The sequence below is a fragment of the Aquirufa antheringensis genome, assembly GCF_023921165.1.
Lineage (GTDB): Bacteria > Bacteroidota > Bacteroidia > Cytophagales > Spirosomataceae > Aquirufa > Aquirufa antheringensis.
Genome location: NZ_CP049835.1, coordinates 1,707,216 through 1,727,027, shown reverse-complemented (window position 1 = coordinate 1,727,027; position 19,812 = coordinate 1,707,216). Strand labels below are relative to the sequence as shown.

The window sequence follows — 19,812 nt, the reverse complement described above, 5'->3', positions numbered from 1 at the left end:
TTGGCTTACTGAACTGGTTTAGTTCGTAACCAATTCGCTCAAATTATGGTAGTCCCTTACAAAAATCAGTCTAAAGGAAAAAAAGAACAAGTCGCAGACATGTTCAACTCCATCTCCCACAAATATGATTTCCTCAATCATTTGTTAAGTGGGGGGATTGATATTATTTGGCGTAAAAAAGCCATCAAATTATTACAAAATAAGGGTATCAAGTCCGTTTTAGACATTGCAACCGGAACGGGAGATTTTGCCATTGAAGCCTTAAAAATCAAGCCAGAAAAGATTGTAGGAATCGACATATCAGAAGGAATGTTAGCCTTCGGTGTAGAGAAAATAAAGAAATTAGGCTTAGACAATATCATAACCTTACAAAAAGGGGATTCAGAAAAAATTCCTTTTTCGGATAATAGTTTCGATGCAATCACCGTTAGTTTTGGTGTGAGAAACTATGAAACGTTAGACAAAGGCTTGAAAGAAATGTACCGCGTGTTAAAACCGGGCGGACATTGCTTGATTTTGGAGTTTTCGAATCCGAAAAGCTTTCCCATGAAGCAGCTTTATAGCTTCTATTCGAAATTTTGCCTGCCCGTTCTAGGAAAATTAATTTCCAAAGACCCCGCGGCTTACACCTACCTTCCTGAATCTGTTCAAGCTTTTCCAGATGGAGAAGATTTCTTGAAAATTTATGGGGAATGTGGTTTTATTAATACGCAATGGATCCCTATGACGGGAGGTATTTGCTCTATTTATTTAGGACATAAAAAAGCGAAAAACGCGTGAAAAAAGGTTACTTAATTGGTTTTGCTATCGCATTCTTGCTAGGCTTCACTGCCTTAGGACAAGGAAAGAAATACATTCAGTTGCACGATGAGTTTTACGACGAGAAACCGCTGCATTTTGGTTTCATGTTCGGCTTAACCTCCAGCAATTATTATGCGAATGGCTTCCCAAGTGTTCTTGTCAATGACGTGACAGGGGAACCGCTATCGCTTAGCTCACCTCGTAGCTTCGGATTTCAGATCGGAGGAATCGTTAATTACGCACTTAGTAAGCACGTAGAGGTGAAATCAGGCCTAAACATCGCCTTGTACGATCGTCAAATTCAATTCGCAAACGAAGAGTTGATTTCGAGAGAATCTACTTGGTTAGAGATTCCCATGCTATTAAAGTTCCGTTCAGTTCGTCGCCAAAATCACCGTATGTACTTAATCTCAGGTCTAAAATTAGGCTTAGAGGCGAACGTCAAGAAAAAGAATACAGCTGTTACGGCTAATACTTCCGAACTCTCGTTAGAATATGGAATTGGGTTCGAACGCTTCTACCGTTTCTTCAAATTTTCCCCAGAGATTCGTATCTCTCACGGATTGAATAACCTATTTGTTCCGCCAGGATCAACCAATAGCTATTCAAAATTGAGTCAATTGAATTCGCACACAATTAGCTTAATCTTCAATTTCGAATAATTATTTCAACCCTGTTTTTGCTTTCTTAGGATCTACTACTGTTTCGAAAGCGCTCACAGCGGAAACTCCGAACCAGCCTGTTCCTTGTAATTTCGAGGCAGGATTCGTGTTCTTGATATTGGTAGGAATATTAGCTGCAGGACGAGAAAACAGACCCGCATTATTGAGCTCTAATCGAGCTTGTGAGTAAAAATTAAATTCATCCTCTGAAATTGACCAAATTTCCACCCGAATTTTATCATTTTCCTGGTACAGGGAAGGAGAAATAGAACGGCGTAAGGGTAAGATAAACATAAGTCCATCCGTCATAGCTCCTTTTTGAAAACCGGCGTCATAGGCTAGCGTTAAATTGATGGGGTCATTAAATAGTACGCCGTTTCGGTAAGTCTTCACCCGATAACAATCTCCCGCACCTAGTATATCTCGTGCATAAAACTGCGCATCATACCCATTTTTTGGTTGTCCATCCGCTGCCTGTCGATTAGATGCCTCATCGTATTGATATAAAACAGAATCAATAGCTGGAACCCGATTCATTTTAGCTTTCGCGGTAATTATTTCATTCTGCCACTTCACCTGTAAGGTAAAGGTGGTTCCTACTTTCCCGATGCTAGGCTGTTGCGGCGTGGGCTCCCAACTATACAGACCACTAGCCGCTACTTTTTCTGTAAACATAAACTGATTACCTAGACTATCTGATACAGAAACCTGTGCTCCTGAAAGTTTAGGCGCAGCCGTTTGGTCAAAATAATCCTGAGAACGAGACAAAATAATTTGTTGAGCTTTGTTCTGATTCGTCAAGTTCGCCTCTACCACGATGTAATGATCCGAGGCTGGACTAGGTAAAGTAACCACTTCTTCGCAAGAAGATAAGGCCACAAGAAGTAAGAATAAATAGATCGGCTTCATCTTAAAAGGAGAAATTATAGGTGATGGCAGGAACAAAGGAGCCGATGATAGATAGTTGAACGGCCTCTGTTTGGACTGAATTATCTTCATTAGGTCGCGTGTAAATGGAGAAAGGATTTTTCCGGTTGTATACATTATACACGGAGAATACCCACTCTGAACTTCCTTTCCCAAACAAAGCTTTCTTATTTTTCTTCGTAGCCGAGATATCCAAGCGATGGTAATCAGGCACCCGAATATTTCCCCGCGTACCTGGAACCGTTTGTGGATAGGCGATTCCATCAAAAATATATTTTTGGGAAGGTACCGTGTACGGAACTCCCGTGATGTAGGCGAAATTAGCTCCAAATGACCATTTGTCAGATAGCGAATATTGACCCACTAAATTCAAAGTATGTGTTCGATCGTAGCGATTCGCGTACCACTCATTGTTATTTAAGCCTTCTATTTTACGTTCCGTTCTAGCCAAGGTATAACTTGCCCAACCCGTCAGTTTGCCCACATTCTTCTTTAAGAAGAATTCAATTCCATAGGCACGCCCCTTTCCGAAAAGCAAATCTTTTTCAAAATAGGGATTCAAGAAGAGATTCGCCCGGTCTGCGTAATCGATTTGATTTTGCATATCCTTGTAATAGATCTCAATGGAAGATTCGTAATTATTTCCATCTGGGCCAAAATTCTTAAACAAACCCAAAGCCACCTGATCTACTATCTGTGGCTTGATATTATTCGTCGAAGACGTCCACACATCTAGCGGTGTAGAAGCAGCCGTATTCGACATTAAGTGAATGTACTGTACGAGGCGATTATAACTTAATTTTAAGGAGGACGATTCATTAGCCGTCACATTTAAGGCAAATCGTGGTTCCCAGTTACCATAGGAAGCAACAACTGCATTCGGGTCTGTTTGGTTAATTTTTAACACATAACCGGATGGATTTTCCGTGCTCTCGGGTACCGGAATTCGATCATAATATTCTCCATTCAAACTCTTATAGTCATAATGAGAGTAACGTACTCCGTATTGAATGGTCAAGCGGGAATTAATTTTCCAATCGTGACCCACATAGGCTGAGGCCTCTACCCCTTGTTTATTTGCTTGGCCAAACTCTCTTTTCTCGCCATTCGAAGTCGCGTTCGCTTTTCCCGGAGTAAAGTCATAGGTAAGTAGTTGACCTCCAAAAGTGATGGTATTATCCGGCCTCCAATAATAGGTAAAGTCGGGCTTGATACTTAGGTTTTCGATATTTGAAGTCCATTTGAAGGCATCATTGGGACGTTTGTTTTCAATATCGGAATCTAACATGTAATCGTAATTACTATAGAATGCGGTGGCATTTAAAAACAATTTATTAGAAAAGACGTGATTCCAACGCGTGGTTAAAGTCGTATTCCCCCAATCAAAACCAAAACCTGTCCCAAACACATCCCGCCCAAAATAACCTGACATAAAAACGGTGTTCTTTTGATTGATGGTATAATTAACTTTGGCCGTCAAATCATAGAAACTAAATTTTGAGTTTGCATTATTCCCTGTTAAAAAAGGCTTTGCTAAAACATCAATATAAGAACGACGCGCTGCTACAATAAAAGAAGCTTTGTCTTTCACAATAGGCGCTTCAATGGATAAGCGAGAGAAAATCACCCCTACACCCCCATTCACTTCCAATTTCTTCGCATTTCCCTCCTTCATCTTCACATCCAAAATAGACGAGGCCCGACCACCATACATGGAAGGAATTCCGCCCTTAAATAATTTCACATCTTTTACCGCATCCGGATTGAACACTGAAAAGAAACCAAAAAGATGGGAGGAATTATACACCGGAGCATCATCTAATAACACTAAATTTTGATCAACACCACCTCCACGTACATTAAACCCGGAGGCACCCTCCCCCACCGTAGAGACGCCTGGCAACAATTGAATAGCTCGAACTAAATCAACTTCCCCCAATAAGGCTGGAATTTTTCGAATCGTTTTGATATCCACCTTATTAACGGACATCTCTATTCCTCTAACATTCTCATCGTTTGCGCGCGCTTTAACGATTACTTCAGCTAATTCTTGAGAATCTGCAACTAATTCCACAGAAATCTCTTGAGATTTAGCCGCAACATCAACGGCTTGCTCCCATTTTTTAAATCCAGACGAAGAAAAAACAAGGGTATACTTACCTGCGGGAAGCGTTAAGCTATAAAAACCATAGGTGTTTGTTACATTTCCGGTCTTCAGCTCTTTCACATAGACACTCGCCCCGATGAGGCCTTCGCCACTCGAAGCTTCTTTCACGTAGCCACTAATCGTTGATTTCTGTGCATTTAATAGCCCAGATGAAAGCAGAAAAATAAGGAATAATAGTTTGCGCATCATATTAAAAACCCAAAGATACGGGAATTGTTTTTTCTAACTGTTAAATTATGATAAACGGATATTTGGGGTAATTTTTTATACATCAGTAATATAATTCCGATTTGTTTTTTATATTATAATTTTCTTTACATTTGTCAAAAACCTAGCAACAATGGATTTAATAGTATTCGGGCAAATCGTAAGAGAAAAAAGAAATGCCATCGGATTAAAACAAGAAGAATTAAGCCAAAGAAGTGGCGTAGCCATCAAAACGATTCACAGCATCGAATTAGGAAAAGGCAACCCAGCCATCAAAACCATCCTTCGCATTTTCGATGCCCTCTCACTCGACCTCCTGATTGTAGCAGGCAAAATCGCAAAAAAATAAGATTATGGAACAAGAAATCAGCTTTGAACGCATTCCAACACATATTTTTTCAGACTCCGATTCAGCCTCTAAGTCTGTTGCAAAGGAAATTGCCGATTTAATTCGCAAAAATAACCAAGCTAGCAAACCCACCATTTTGGGTCTTGCGACAGGCTCCTCGCCTAAAAAAGTCTACCAGGAATTAATCAGAATTCACCGAGAAGAAGGCTTGAGTTTTAAAGATGTCATCACCTTTAATCTCGATGAATACCATCCGATGGAACCCGATTCGATCCAGAGTTATGTTCGTTTCATGAAGGAACAACTCTTTGACCATATTGATATACCGGTAACAAATTACCATTTACCAGATGGAACCTTGGCTTTAGACAAAATTCCAGAGTTTTGCCGAGACTATGAAGCAAAGATTGAGCGACTAGGTGGCTTCGATTATTATCTATTAGGTATTGGCCGCAATGGACATATTGGATTCAACGAACCTGGATCGACCATCAATTCCAAAACGCGCTTGATGACCTTAGATATTGCGACCAAAATCGATGCATCGCCTGATTTTGGAGGATTACAAAAGGTCCCTAAAAAAGCGATCACACTTGGAATCGACAGCATCATGAAGTCGAAGAAGATTGTCTTGCTCGCTTGGGGGGAACATAAAGCAGCTAGTGTGGCTAAAGCGGTGGAAGGCTCTGTTACTTCAGACATCCCCGCTTCCTACCTACAGTTACATCCGAACGCGTCCTTTATTTTAGATGAGACAGCTGCTTCGATGCTTACGCGTATCAAAACCCCCTGGGTGGTCGACTCTGTCAAATGGGATCGCAATATGATCAAAAAGGCCGTAACTCACCTGTCCTTATCTCTACAAAAACCCGTTTTAAAGTTAACCTCAAAAGACTATAATGAGCATGGCTTATCCGAACTACTCTCGTTGTATGGACAGGCCTATGAAATCAACATCGAAGTATTTAACTATTTACAACATACGATTACGGGCTGGCCAGGTGGAAAACCCAATGCCGATGACACCCATCGTCCTGAACGTGCCTTTCCAGCAAAAAAGAAAGTACTCATCTTTAGCCCACACCCGGATGATGATATCATCTCCATGGGTGGAACTTTCCAACGCTTGCATGACCAAGGACACGAAGTTCATGTTGCCTATCAAACAACAGGAAACATTGCCGTAGCGGATGACGAGGCACTTCGTTTTGCCGAATTTGTCGTTGATTTCAACGAAAAATTTGAAAGTCCAAACGCGAAAGCGAACCGCATCTACAAAGAAGCCATCAAATTTTTACGTAATAAGCCAGATTCCGAAATCGATATTCCTGCCGTTAGAGAAATCAAAGGCTTGATACGTAAAGGGGAAGCGAAAAATACGTGCCGCTTTGTCGGAATTAAAAAAGAAAATGCTCATTTCCTAGAATTACCTTTCTATGAAACGGGGACCATTCGCAAAAAACCGATTGGTGAAAAGGACATCCAAATCGTCATGGATCTCATCGAAGAAATTCAACCCCACCAAATTTATGCAGCGGGGGATCTAGCTGATCCACACGGGACACACAAAGTGTGTTTGGACGCCATTATGGAGGCTGTTACGCGATTGAAGCACCGCGAATATATGAAAAACTGCTGGGTATGGCTTTACAAAGGCGCCTGGGCAGAGTGGGATATTGACCAAATCGAAATGGCCGTGCCCATGTCCCCTGACCAAGTGTTCAAAAAGAGAATGGGTATATTCAAACATCAGTCCCAAAAAGATGGAGTCGTGTTCCAAGGGGATGATTCCCGGGAGTTTTGGCAACGCGCTGAAGAGAGAAACCGGGCAACGGCTTCTATCTACAACGCGCTAGGCCTAGCGGAATACGAGGCCATGGAAGCCTTCGTACGCTGGAAATTCTAACCTTATTTTAACGCGGCATACAGGATCTCTGCGGCATGCTTCGCATGCCGCTTAGTTCCATCATGAATTTGATGGCGACAACTGGTTCCAGATGCCACGATATCTACCTCTTCTGGTTGAGCACGCACGGTAGGAAATAAAACTAATTCCCCTATCTGCATCGATAAATCGTAATGTTCTTTCTCATAACCGAAAGATCCGGCCATCCCACAACATCCTGAAGGAATTAATTGCACCTCGAAGTTCTCTGGCAAAGAAAGAACCTTTTTAGCAGCTACAAGAGACGAAATTGCCTTTTGTTGGCAGTGACCATGCAATTTCATCCGCTTCTTCTCTGAGCTAAATGCCGCAGACGTAATGCGTTTCGCATCCGCCTCTCTAGCGATAAATTCTTCGAGCAATAAGGTATTTTTAGCCAATTCTTGTGCCTTTTCTACCCATTCATCCGACACTAAATCCGGATATTCATCGCGGAAGGTCAAGATGGCAGAAGGTTCAATACCCACTAAAGGTGTATTTTCAGAGATCAACGTGGACCATAAGCGCACATTTTGCATGGCAAGTACACGCGCCTCGTCCAGCATACCTTTGGACAAATAGGCTCTTCCCGAAATCGGATGAGGAACAGTCTTCACTTCGTAACCTAAACGCTCTAACAACAAAACGGCTGTGCGACCTATTTCAGCATCATTGAAATTCGTAAACTCATCCACAAACAAGTAAAGCGACTTAGATTGTAGCGGCGACGTACGCGTCTTTAACCAAGACCAAAGTGTTTGTTTAGCCATCAATGGCATCGTCCGATCTGGGTGAAAACCCACGAGGGCATTAGAAATACGGCGTATCGCGGGTGTTCCCATCACCACATTATACAAGAAAGGCACATAAGAGGCAATGTTTGAAAGCTTAGCAAAGTTCCCCACCAGCCAAGAACGCAATGGAAGCCCCTTTTCTTTTTGGTACTGGTATAAGAACTCCATCTTTAATTTCGCCACATCGACATTAGATGGACACTCAGCCTTGCAACCTTTGCAGGCCAAACATAGGTCCATCACTTCCTTTATCTCCTCGTGAGCAAAGCGATTAGGCTGTTCTGAGCGTGTTAAAAACTCGCGAAGAATATTTGCGCGGGCACGTGTTGTCTCTTTTTCGTTTCTGGTCGCCATAAAGGATGGACACATCGTCCCTCCTGAAATAGGCGTTTTGCGGCAGTCTCCTGAACCATTGCATTGCTCCGCATGTTGCAATACATCCTGATCTTTAAACCGAAAAGCAGTTTTAAACTCAGGCGTTTGTTGACCGGCTTCGTAACGCAAAAACGTGTCCATCGGAGGTGTATCCACGATCTTGTTCGGATTAAAAATCTCCTTCGGATCCCACCAAGACTTCAATTCCCGCATCAATTGGTAATTCTCCTCTCCTACCATCCAAGGGATAAACTCTCCTCTCAGACGTCCATCGCCGTGTTCCCCTGAAAGAGAACCCTTAAACTTCTTCACTAAACGAGCGATCTCCTCTGCAATATGGCGGAATTGCTGATGCCCTTCTTTGGTTTTTAAATTAATAATGGGGCGCAAGTGCAACTCCCCTGATCCCGCATGCGCATAGTGCACACAATACAGGTTATTCGCTTGTAAAATCTCGTTGAATTCAGCAATAAAGGCCGGCAAATCGTTTACGTCTACCGCCGTATCTTCAATCACAGCTACCGCTTTTTCGTCGCCCGGCAAATTAGAGAGTAGACCTAAACCTGCTTTTCTCAAATCCCAAACCTTCTTCACATCCCCACCTGTCACGAACGGAAAATGATAGCCCAAACCCGCTTTTCGCATCGCTGCCTCGCAGGCTTGCGCTTGTGAGGCTAAATCTTCGGCTGAATCAGAACGCAATTCCACGACCAGAATGGCTCCTGGATCGCCCTCCACGAAGAAGCGGTTTTGGCGTTGTTCTGGATTCGCTTTCGTACACTCTAAAATATAATGATCCATCAACTCAGAGGCAGATGGATTGAATTGCAAGGCAATTAAATTCGCACGTAAAGCTTCATCAATGGTATTAAAGTGACCACAAACTAAGCCTAAATGTGCGGGAGGCAAGGCATCGACATGCAACTTAATGCGTGTGGCAAAGCAAAGCGTACCTTCAGAGCCCGCCAAAAGCGAACAGAAATTAAATGGTGCATCTGTCTGCTCAAAAGCATTCGTATGCAACAACATATCCACGGCATAACCTGTATTACGACGATCAATGCTTGGTTTCGGAAACTCCTCCGTGATATTTTTCTGATGCTTCGGATCAGATAAGGCAGCTAGGGTCTTCTCATAAATACCATGCAAACGAGAACCTGGCGTAAGTGTTTTTATCGTCTCAAAGGGATCTTCCGACTTAAAGTGAACAGGTGTACCATCAGACAAATAGCCTTCCACCTCTAATACGTGGTCTCTGGTGGAACCATAGACGACAGAATTTGACCCACAGGAATTATTCCCTACCATTCCACCTATCATGGCACGATTAGCCGTAGAAGTTTCTGGACCAAAAAACAAACCCTGTTTCTTCAGCTCCACATTCAAGACATCCCGCACTACCCCAGGTTCTACCCACACATAGGATTCGGCCGCATTTACTTCTAAAATACGGTTAAAAAACTTGGACACATCGACCACTAAGGCCTTTCCCACCACTTGGCCTGCTAAGGAGGTTCCGGCTGTACGTGGAATCAAAGGAATAGCGTGCTTATCCGCAAAGCGAATAATTTTCTCTATATCTTCCTGAGTCTCCGGAATCGCCACCCCTAAAGGCATCTCGCGATAAGCTGACGCATCCGTCGCATACAAAGTCTTCATCACGGTATCCGTATGAAGCGTTCCTTGTAAGGTGCTACCTAGAGAAGAGAGAATTGAGTCGGTGATTTGGGTTGCCATGGTTTATTTCTTAAGTTGCAATTTACACAAAGCACTGATTAGTAGCAATTGAGCCACTATATAAGTACCCATTACCACGACGGAAATCCCAGGAAAAGAATAATAAAACTTTCCAAAAGCCAAAACGCTATCAGAAACCACAAACAAAAAGGCCCCTAAGACAATCGTTTGGTTTCGCATACGTACCGCAAAGTACATCATGGAACCTAACGCAAACGCGTACAAGGTCACCGGAATCTTCATTCCACCGGCTAAATAAGGATTTAAAAAGGCTAAAAACGAGAACACATAAATAAGTATGCCAGCTAAAGGCTTTCGCGCATGGGCCGGCACCCAAGTCTCATCTGAGGCTTCTTTAGCGAATAGGCGAATATAGCTTAACTGCATAATTAAAAAAGAAACTAAACCAAGCTGAAAATACAGCGGGCTATCTGGAAGCATCAATAACACATCGCCTAACAGAGCGAAAAAGGCCGTAAAAAAGAGAGCAGGCTTCGGATTTTCTTGTGCGATATGACCCATTAATAAGATCATCAGCAGGGGCTTGGTGACCAGACGTACCTCGGGGTGAGAGGCAAAAAGCAAGGGAGATAGTAACTCAACAATTGCATCAAGCCAGAACAATTTCAAAAACATATTTTTCATCATCAACGATTTTAGGTGGCAAAAAAAAATCACTCAACACAAATGGTCAAGTGATTTTTTTCGTTCAGATCGGTTGTGGATCAAGATCCACAAGCCTCACAAGCATCTGGATTATCCAAAGAGCATGTCATATCTGCTTTATTTTGATCTACGCTATTATCAAAACTAGCGGCCGCCGCTTTCGCTGCTGCTTCTGAGTACACTAATTCCGTCTCGTTCACTAAATTAGTTTGCTCAATAGCTGGTTCTGCTTGCTTCTCCACAGTGAACTTGATCGCATCCGTTGCAGCTTTCGTACGTAGGTAATACATACCTGTTTTCAAGCCTAACTTCCAAGCATGGAAGTGCATCGAAGTTAATTTACCGAAGTTCACATCTTGGATGTGGATATTTAAACTTTGCGATTGGCAAATATACGCTCCACGATCAGCTGCCATCTCTAAAATGGTCTTTTGCTTAATCTCCCAAACCGTCTTGTATAACTCTTTCAAGTTTTGAGGAATTTCTGGAATATTTTGAACTGACCCGTTTGCTATGATCAACTTATTCTTCATGGAATCGTTCCATAAGTTCAATTTGATCAAGTCTTTCAATAAGTGCTTGTTCACGATCGCAAATTCACCTGACAATACACGACGCGCATAAATGTTCGATGTATAAGGCTCGAAACATTCGTTGTTTCCTAAAATCTGGCTAGTAGAAGCCGTAGGCATCGGAGCCACTAAAAGGGAATTACGCACACCATGCTCTACTACTTTCGAACGTAAATCTTCCCAATCCCAGTTTCCTGAAGATGGAGTTACATTCCACATATCGAATTGGAATACTCCTTTCGAGATTGGTGAACCCTCCCAAGTAGAATACGGACCTTCTACTTTCGCTAATTCCATCGATGTTTCCATCGCTGCGAAATAGATAGTTTCGAAGATATCTTTATTTAATTGTTGCGCTTCAGCTGATTCAAATGGCATACGTAACAAAATGAATACGTCTGCTAAACCTTGAACACCTAAACCAATCGGACGGTGACGCATATTCGAGTTCTCCGCCTCTTTTACTGGGTAGTAGTTCACATCGATGATCTTGTTCAAATTGCGTGTTGCAATCTTCGTCACATCGTATAATTTCTTGTGATCAAAACGTAAAACACCGTTTTCGTCAGCGTTGACATATTTAGGTAGTGCTAAAGAAGCTAAGTTACAAACCGCTACTTCATCTTTCGCTGTATACTCTATGATCTCTGTACATAAGTTCGAAGACTTAATAGTACCTAAGTTCTTTTGGTTTGACTTGTTGTTCGCATGGTCTTTAAACAACATGTAGGGCGTTCCTGTCTCTGTTTGAGATTCTAATACCTTAAACCATAATTCTTGTGCTTTTACAACTGTACGAGCTTTACCAGCTAATTCGTATTTCTCATATAAAGCTTCGAATTCAGCTCCGTGTGTATCCGCTAAACCTGGACACTCGTGAGGGCAGAATAGAGACCACTCTTCGTTATTCTCTACACGCTTCATGAATAAATCGGGAATCCAAAGGGCGTAGAACAAATCACGCGCACGCATTTCTTCTTTACCATGATTCTTCTTCAATTCTAGGAATTCAAACACGTCTGCGTGCCATGGCTCTAAGTAAATAGCGAAGCTTCCTTTGCGTTTTCCACCCCCTTGATCCACATAACGAGCTGTATCGTTAAATACGCGTAACATTGGGATAATACCATTTGAAGTACCATTCGTACCCTTGATATAAGAGCCTGTTGCACGGATGTTATGGATGCTTAATCCAATACCTCCTGCAGACTGTGATATCTTAGCTGTTTGCTTCAAGGTATCATAGATTCCTTCGATCGAATCATCCTGCATAGTAAGCAAGAAACAAGACGATAATTGAGGCTTAGGAGTACCCGCATTAAAGAGGGTCGGAGTTGCGTGAGTGAACCAACGCTCAGATAGTAAATTATAGGTCTCAATCGCCGCTGCAATATCAGCTCCGTGGATACCTACCGCCACACGCATCAGCATGTGTTGAGGGCGTTCTGCGATCTGACCGTCCAGTTTTAATAGATAGGATTTCTCTAAGGTTTTGAAACCGAAATAATCGTAGCCAAAGTCGCGATCATAGATAATTGCTTCATCTAATTCAACGGCATTGTTTTTGATGATGTCGTACACCTCTTTCGAAAGGAGGGCCGCATTCAAACCCGTCTTAGGATCTACATACGTATACAAGCGCTTCATCGTAGCCGAAAAGGACTTCAATGTGTTCTTGTGTAAGTTAGAAACCGCGATACGAGCCGCTAGGACTGCATAATCTGGATGTTTTGTCGTCAAAGAGGCAGCCGTTTCAGCCGCTAAATTATCTAATTCAGTGGTTTTAACGCCATCAAACAAACCAGTGATCACTTTTCTGGCAACCTCTAAAGGCTGAACAAAAAATGGATCTAAGCTGTAACTCAGCTTTTCTATTCTGGCGGTGATTTTGTCAAACTTTACTGATTCGCGACGACCGTCTCTTTTTACTACGTACATGTGTATCTATCTATTATATTTTAAAAACTATGCTATTATATTTTAAAAACTTTCAGAACTAGTATATAAAAAACAGCCAGTTAAAATTAAGGCAAAAGATCTCCCGTGTTAAGAGAAGTTTTTTCTTAGCTTTATGCCTCTTTTTGTGCTAACAAATTGAGTGCGTGGCGGTTTTGTTTTTATGCTTTCCTAAACCAAAAATTGAAGCATCTTTGGCTGATTGTGCTCTTGGTAAAATTAGAAAAAAAGCAGCCGTCTTGCAAACTATTTTTAGCCCAAAAAAAATATAAAAAAAGGACGTATTTGAAATACCACATGCAAACCCCCGCCTCTCAATTCATTAGCGGGATTGCTTCTTAGAAAAGTACTAAAAAAATATTTTGTAAAATTTTATCTCGCAAAAAAGGCGATGGAAATCTCTAAAATTTTGTTAAGGTAAATACTTGGAAAATAGAATTCATTTTGTAATTTTGCATCCCTTATTGTAAGGTCCAAATATCCCCTTTGGAAAACAAATGTAAACAAGACGGCAGGGAATCGTCTATTATCCATTATCATGAAAAAAGATATCCACCCAGAATACAAAGAAGTTGTATTTCACGATCTATCAGCTGATTACAAGTTTTTAACTCGTTCATGTGTTGCCACTACGGAGACCACAGAATTCGAAGGAGCTACGTACCCAGTATACAAATTAGAGGTTTCATCTCAATCTCACCCATTCTATACAGGCAAGAACGTATTGTTAGATACAACAGGACGTGTGGACAAATTCAACAAGCGTTACGCGAAGTAATTTTCCCAGCGCCCATACGAAAAGCCTTCTTCCATTTTTGGGGGAAGGCTTTTTTTATCCTAGATTTGTCCTATGCAGCTCAAGGTCTATTTATTCGAAGATGTAGCCTTAAAACAGGCGCTCCAGCCACTCACACAACACCGTCCGGTCGCTGAATTGTGGGTGGGCATTAGTAGCCTAGAAAGCAAATGGCCTACACGTGTTTCAAACGCTGATCAAGCGGAAATTGAGGTGCTCTGCGCTGTCCTTCCTTTACCTTCCACTTTTGCCCTTTTAGACCAATTGCCGCAGGATAGTTGCTATGTGTCAGCGGGTCGTATTTTGGCCAAAAAAGGAAAAGGCACCCTACCCATAGAACAACCGCTCCCTTTCCTACAGCATCCAGAAGAATTACTCACGTACCAAGCCGATTTTTTGCGAGCAGAAATAAATGGGAATAACCCCGCTCCCGGAAACAACACCTTTATCTCTGCGGAACACATCTACATTCATCCGACTGCTCAGGTGCAGGGAAGTATCTTAGATGCCAGCCAAGGACCCATACACATAGGAGAAGACGTAAACATACAAATAGGGACGCTTATTCAGGGCCCTGCGGCGCTTCTAAAAGGCGCAACAACAAACATAGGCGCAAAGATCCGCCCGAACACCACAATAGGCCCTGGCTGCAAGGTAGGGGGAGAAATTAACCATAGCATTTTCTTTCCCTTCAGCAATAAGGCACACGATGGGTATTTAGGTAATTCAATCGTGGGATCCTTCTCAAATCTAGGGGCTCTAACGAACGGCTCTAACCTGCGCAATGATATCCTACCGGTTTCTTTGTATGACTATTTGTTGAAAGCGCCGCGAAATACAGGAATTAAATCTGTAGGCCAAATCATCGGCGACTATGTCACCACCGGCGTAGGGACAAATCTGAACACCGGAACCGTTATCGGAAGTCATTGCAATCTTTCCAGCATCGGTTTTCCGCCGCGTTACGTTCCGTCGTTTAGCTTTGGAGAGTATCCTGCGTTACGTGCTTTTGATTTCGAAAAAGCCTTTGCTTCTGCTTGCGCCTGGATCAAATTGAAAAATCAGGAAATCCCTGAAAATCTCCGCCAAAGCATGGAAGAAATTTGGAAAGCGGACACATCTTTCCGAAATTAGTTCTTTCTTTTACAAAAGCCCTATTCATGCGATTTCAAGACATTCCAGGTCTTCAAAAAACCAAGAAAACTTTATCGCAAGCGGTGCAAAATCAACACATCGCCCATGCGCAATTATTCGTTGGTCCTCCGGGAGGAGCTCAGCTCGCGATGGCGCATGCTTTTGTTACCTATTTATTCTGTACGAACCGAACAGACACCGATTCCTGTGGCGTTTGTCCCAGTTGCCAGAAATTGCAACGCGGCGTTCACCCCGACCTAGTGTACGTCTACCCCACCGTCATCACGAAAAAAATCAAAGAGGCCGAATCGGATGCTTACTTGCCCGATTGGCGGAAATTTATTCAAGAATCTTACTTTAGAACCTTGCCTGAATGGCTCGCCTATATGGGAGCAGAGGGGAATCGCCAAGGAAATATTCCGGTGGAGGAGACCCGGAAATTAGTCCAAAAAATTAGCTTAAAACCCTTTGAAGCGCCCTTTAAGGTGGTGATGCTTTGGAACCCAGAGACCCTAAATGCTTCAGCCGGAAATGCCTTATTGAAGACCTTGGAAGAGCCCCCTAGTTCGACCTTGTTTATCTTAGTTTGCGCGGAACCGGATAAATTATTGACCACCATTATCTCCAGAACGCAGCGCGTCAGCGTGGGTGCCGTGGACATAGAAGATTTAACGGATTATTTAGTTCAAAAAGCGGACATTGACGCCGAAAAAGCCCATCAAATTGCCGTGAATTGCGAGGGAAATATCTCTGAGGCTTTGGAGAAATCGAACTCCGACAACTTAAGTACCACGACCTGGTTTGCGGAGTGGATGCGCGCCATTTATGCCCGAAATCTATCCAAATTAGTGCAATTAGCGGACCAATTCGACGGTTTAGCCAAGGAAAACCAGAAAGGCATCTTAAGTTATAGCCTCCATATTTTCAGACAATGTTTGTACCAAATTTCGGATGCGAGCAGCCTGATCAAGTCATTAGAAAAAGAAAAGGCCTTTGTGGATAATTTCTCCAAGACCTTGAGTACGGATAAGATTGCGGCGATGACTGAAAAAATATCCGAAGTGCACTACCATTTAGAACGCAATGCGCGGGCTAAGATGGTGCATCTCGATCTATCCCTTTATTTATTACGCGTTTTCCACGCGAAAAACTCCTAATATGAAAACGATTCGCATTGGTACTCGAAATTCGGCTTTGGCGCTTTGGCAGGCACACCATGTGGGTGCCTTACTCGCTACGCAAGGATTGGGCTATGAGATCGTGGCAATTACGACGAAAGGGGATCAGATTTTGGATCGCTCACTGTCTAAAATCGGTTCAAAAGGCGTCTTCACGGAGGAATTAGAAGCCATGCTTTGCGCGGGTGAAATCGATATCGCACAGCATTCCGCGAAGGATTTGCCTTCGCATCTACCAGCAGAACTGGAGTTAATCGCCTTCACGGAGCGCGAGGCGGCCCAGGATGTCGTTTTAAGCCTAGATCCAGCAAAAACCTTAGCCTCAAGCGAACCTTTGCGCATAGGCACTTCTTCCACGCGCAGACGCGCCTTCTTGAGCCATTTCTACCCACAGCATACCGCAGTAGAAATGAGGGGCAATCTGCAGACGCGTTTGGAGAAATTAAAAAACGGGGATTGCGATGCGATGCTTTTGGCATACGCCGGAGTCCATCGAATGGAAATGGAATCGTATATCACACAACACCTGAGCTTAGATCAATTTGTCCCGGCAGTGGGGCAAGGGTCGGTGGCGATTCAATGTGCCGTGTCATTAGACGCTAGCATTAAAGCTCTCGTACGTAAAGCTTGCAACCACCCCGCAACAGAGGCTGCCTTATTAGCTGAAAGGCATTTATTAGCGCATTTAGAAGGCGGTTGTAGCGTTCCAGTGTATGGACACGCACAGCTGGTGGGAGATAAACTAAGCTTGCATGCGGGCGTACTTAGCCTCGATGGAATCGAAAATATTTTCCATTCCGCAGCAGGAATAGATCCTACTTTACTAGGAAAAGAAGTCGCAATGGAGTTAATCCATTTAGGAGCTCATCAATTATTACGAAAAATCAGACAGCAATTAGGGTCATGAAAAAACGCCTATTAATCACAGGTTCTAATGGTTTATTAGGCCAAAAACTCGTCGAACTTCTACGCAAACAAGCGAATGTCGATTTAATCGCTACCGCTCGTGGAGTTAATCGTTTGCCTGTTACGGATGGCTATACCTATGCGTCCCTAGACATTACCGTTCAAGAGGAGGTAAACGCCGTTTTCGATCAATTCAAGCCAGAAATAGTGATTCACACGGCTGCCATGACGAATGTCGACACCTGCGAAACGGATCAGGAAGGTTGTGATTTATTAAACGTAGATGCGGTGGCTTTTTTAATTAAGGCCTGCGAAAAGCATAACAGTTATTTATGCCATCTATCGACTGACTTCATTTTCGACGGAGCAGCCGGCCCCTATACGGAAGAGGGCATTGCAAATCCCATCTCCTATTATGGCGAAAGTAAGTTGAAAGCCGAACAATTATTATTAGCCTCTTCCATTCGCTGGAGCATTGCGCGTACCGTTTTAGTGTATGGCATTGTGCCGGACATGAGCCGTTCTAATATTGTGCTTTGGGTGAAAAAATCTCTCGAAGAAGGGAAAACAATCCAAGTCGTGACAGATCAGTTCCGTACGCCTACCCTAGCGGAAGATTTAGCAATAGGCTGCTGGTTACTAGCAAAAGACGAAGTGGAAGGCATTTTTAACATCTCCGGATCTGATTTCTTAACTCCCTATGAAATGGCAGTGATGACGGCAGATTATTATGGTTTGGACAAATCCTTATTGCAAAAAGCAGATTCTTCCACCTTCCAACAAACGGCAAAAAGACCCGCTAGAACGGGTTTTGTGCTCGATAAAGCAAAAAAAGTCCTAGGTTATGCACCTAGAACTTTTCAAGAAGGTATCGCCTTAATGGCGCAGCAAGTAGCTGATTTAGTCTAAAGCTTCAGGATCTTCCATCATTTCATCTGCCATCGGATTTACCACGGGCAGATCTAAAAGAAGAGGTGCCTCCTTTATCTTTCCAAAATCTTTATTTTCATCTAATAAGGTCGCCCAAAGCAAGTCTTTCAATTCTTGAATTCCTTCCTGAGTCACCGAAGAAATCAATAAAACCGGGATATCTTTAGGCAAACTTTCGCGCATTTCCTCTTCCATTTCCGGAATCGAAAGGTCCATCTTAGAGACCACGATCACGCGACGTTTTCCTAATAATTCTGGATTGTATTTCTCTAATTCGCCTGTCAAAATTCGGTATTCTTCACCCCAATTCTCCGCGTCCGAAGGGATCAAAAAGCATAAAATCGAGTTACGCTCAATATGTCGTAAGAATCTCAATCCCAAACCCTTACCTTCAGAAGCCCCCTCAATAATACCAGGAATGTCAGCCACCACAAAGGACTTTTCGTCCCGGTATTCGACAACTCCTAATTGAGGAACTAACGTGGTGAAAGGATAGTCTGCAATTTCAGGAGTGGCAGCAGAAAGAACGGATAAAAGCGTTGACTTTCCCGCATTTGGGAAGCCCACTAAACCTACATCCGCTAATACTTTCAATTCCATCACTACCCACACATCTAAACCCGCTTCACCCGGCTGGGCATGGCGTGGGGATTGATTAGTGGATGACTTAAAATTGTGATTACCTAGACCTCCACGACCACCAGGAAGGACTAAAATCTTTTGGCCTTCTTCGGTTACTTCCGCAATAAACTCGTTCGTTTCCGCATTTTTCACGATGGTTCCTAAAGGCACTTGGATGAATACATCTTCACCCTCAGCACCGGAACGACGTCCACCTTCGCCACCGTTTCCACTATCAGCAATAATATGCTTCTGGTATTTCAAGTGAATCAATGTCCAAAGTTGCGTACTTCCAACCAAGTAGATATGACCTCCACGACCGCCATCACCGCCATCTGGTCCCCCTTTAGGCACGTGTTTTTCCCTCCGAAAATGGGATGAACCGCTTCCTCCTCGGCCGGAACGTAAATTGATTTTGACGTAGTCAATGAAGTTAGATGTCATTCTATTGTATTAATTAAGCTTCGATAATAGCGATGATTTGAGAGAAAATCTCCTCAATTTCGCCAATACCATTAATTCCTGAGAATTTGTTTTGTGCAGCGTAATAACCAGCCACTGGAGCTGTTTTTTCGCCGTATTCTTGTACGCGTTTGCGTATTAATTCTTCGTTCTGATCATCTGGACGTCCAGAAGTCTTACCGCGCTCTAACAAGCGTTGTGTTAATTCTTCTTCGCTCACCTCTAACGCAATCATGTGATTAATCGCCAGTTGATGACCCGCTAATAAGTTATCCAAAGCTTGTGCTTGCGCCTCCGTTCTAGGAAAACCATCAAAAATAAAACCCGCTGCCTCCTTATTCTCGTTCAATTTATTCTCGATCATTCCGATCACAACTGCATCCGGCACCAAGATTCCCTGATCCATTAATTTCTTTGCTTCTAAGCCTAAAGTCGTACCTGCAGAAATTTCAGCACGTAATAAATCACCTGTAGACAAATGGATTAAACCGTATTTCGCAATTAATTTTGCGGACTGAGTGCCTTTGCCTGCCCCTGGAGGCCCAAATAAAACAAGATTAAGCATATAAATGTGGGTTAATTATTTCGAACCACAAAGGTAATCAAATCAGAGGCAAAAGCAGGGATTTTCTGCTATATTTGGCATAA

At 42.9% G+C, this 19,812-nt stretch carries 16 protein-coding genes; 9 read left to right on the top strand and 7 right to left on the bottom strand.

Annotated features, from left to right (window positions below; all coding sequences use genetic code 11):
- Positions 1–42: 42 nt before the first annotated feature.
- Together ubiE and porT are read left to right on the top strand one after the other, a co-directional pair.
- Positions 43–780 carry a bifunctional demethylmenaquinone methyltransferase/2-methoxy-6-polyprenyl-1,4-benzoquinol methylase UbiE gene (ubiE, locus tag G9X63_RS07850; protein WP_130923648.1) on the top strand — a complete coding sequence of 246 codons (738 nt, stop codon included), beginning with the start codon at positions 43–45 and terminating at the stop codon, positions 778–780.
- Positions 777–1,463, top strand: coding sequence for a type IX secretion/gliding motility protein PorT/SprT (porT, locus tag G9X63_RS07845; protein ID WP_130923649.1), 687 nt, complete (start codon positions 777–779; stop codon positions 1,461–1,463). Before ubiE ends, porT begins: the two co-directional genes overlap by 4 nt.
- Here the strand turns inward: porT and G9X63_RS07840 are convergent, their stop codons facing one another.
- Positions 1,464–2,372, bottom strand: a complete 909-nt coding sequence (locus tag G9X63_RS07840; RefSeq protein ID WP_161566437.1) for a DUF4249 domain-containing protein — start codon at positions 2,370–2,372, stop codon at positions 1,464–1,466.
- A 1-nt stretch (position 2,373) separates the two neighbouring features.
- A complete protein-coding gene (locus G9X63_RS07835; RefSeq protein ID WP_252622315.1) occupies positions 2,374–4,746 on the bottom strand; it encodes a TonB-dependent receptor in 2,373 nt (790 codons plus the stop codon).
- Positions 4,747–4,897: 151 nt separating this feature from the next.
- Between G9X63_RS07835 and G9X63_RS07830 the strand changes: the two genes are divergently transcribed.
- Both G9X63_RS07830 and nagB read left to right on the top strand, forming a co-directional pair.
- Positions 4,898–5,113, top strand: coding sequence for a helix-turn-helix domain-containing protein (locus G9X63_RS07830; protein WP_252622313.1), 216 nt, complete (start codon positions 4,898–4,900; stop codon positions 5,111–5,113).
- A gap of 4 nt (positions 5,114–5,117) precedes the next feature.
- On the top strand, positions 5,118–7,019 hold the full coding sequence (gene nagB, locus G9X63_RS07825; protein WP_130896063.1) for a glucosamine-6-phosphate deaminase: 1,902 nt from the start codon (positions 5,118–5,120) through the stop codon (positions 7,017–7,019).
- Between the two features lie 2 nt (positions 7,020–7,021).
- On the opposite strand, the gene G9X63_RS07820 is transcribed toward nagB, so the two are convergent.
- From G9X63_RS07820 to G9X63_RS07810, 3 genes are all read right to left on the bottom strand, one after another.
- Entirely contained in the window at positions 7,022–9,943 is a 2,922-nt protein-coding gene (locus G9X63_RS07820; protein WP_252622311.1) for an FAD-binding and (Fe-S)-binding domain-containing protein, read from the bottom strand.
- Between the two features lie 3 nt (positions 9,944–9,946).
- The gene (locus tag G9X63_RS07815) at positions 9,947–10,588 is read right to left on the bottom strand and encodes a lysoplasmalogenase (protein ID WP_161566438.1); all 642 of its coding nucleotides are present in this window, start codon (positions 10,586–10,588) and stop codon (positions 9,947–9,949) included.
- Positions 10,589–10,668: 80 nt separating this feature from the next.
- Positions 10,669–13,119, bottom strand: a complete 2,451-nt coding sequence (locus G9X63_RS07810) for a ribonucleoside-diphosphate reductase subunit alpha (protein ID WP_130896060.1) — start codon at positions 13,117–13,119, stop codon at positions 10,669–10,671.
- 556 nt (positions 13,120–13,675) lie between these two features.
- Here G9X63_RS07810 and G9X63_RS07805 point away from each other — a divergent pair.
- The 5 genes from G9X63_RS07805 (at position 13,676) to G9X63_RS07785 (ending at position 18,060) form a co-directional block, all read left to right on the top strand.
- Positions 13,676–13,915 carry a type B 50S ribosomal protein L31 gene (locus G9X63_RS07805; protein WP_130896059.1) on the top strand — a complete coding sequence of 80 codons (240 nt, stop codon included), beginning with the start codon at positions 13,676–13,678 and terminating at the stop codon, positions 13,913–13,915.
- Between the two features lie 72 nt (positions 13,916–13,987).
- Positions 13,988–15,067 carry a putative sugar nucleotidyl transferase gene (locus G9X63_RS07800; RefSeq protein WP_252622309.1) on the top strand — a complete coding sequence of 360 codons (1,080 nt, stop codon included), beginning with the start codon at positions 13,988–13,990 and terminating at the stop codon, positions 15,065–15,067.
- Between the two features lie 26 nt (positions 15,068–15,093).
- Positions 15,094–16,224 (top strand): DNA polymerase III subunit, encoded by a 1,131-nt coding sequence (locus G9X63_RS07795; protein ID WP_130923655.1) that lies wholly within the window; start codon positions 15,094–15,096, stop codon positions 16,222–16,224.
- A gap of 1 nt (position 16,225) precedes the next feature.
- Positions 16,226–17,152 carry a hydroxymethylbilane synthase gene (gene hemC, locus G9X63_RS07790; RefSeq protein ID WP_130923656.1) on the top strand — a complete coding sequence of 309 codons (927 nt, stop codon included), beginning with the start codon at positions 16,226–16,228 and terminating at the stop codon, positions 17,150–17,152.
- Complete coding sequence (locus G9X63_RS07785) at positions 17,149–18,060, top strand: SDR family oxidoreductase (protein ID WP_252622306.1); 912 nt, start codon at positions 17,149–17,151, stop codon at positions 18,058–18,060. The genes hemC and G9X63_RS07785 overlap by 4 nt, the downstream gene beginning before the upstream one ends.
- Here the strand turns inward: G9X63_RS07785 and obgE are convergent.
- Complete coding sequence (gene obgE, locus G9X63_RS07780) at positions 18,052–19,146, bottom strand: GTPase ObgE (protein ID WP_130896054.1); 1,095 nt, start codon at positions 19,144–19,146, stop codon at positions 18,052–18,054. The two genes, G9X63_RS07785 and obgE, sit on opposite strands and share 9 nt — an antisense overlap.
- A 13-nt stretch (positions 19,147–19,159) precedes the next feature.
- A complete protein-coding gene (locus G9X63_RS07775) occupies positions 19,160–19,729 on the bottom strand; it encodes an adenylate kinase (protein ID WP_130896053.1) in 570 nt (189 codons plus the stop codon).
- Between the last annotated feature and the right edge of the window lie 83 nt (positions 19,730–19,812).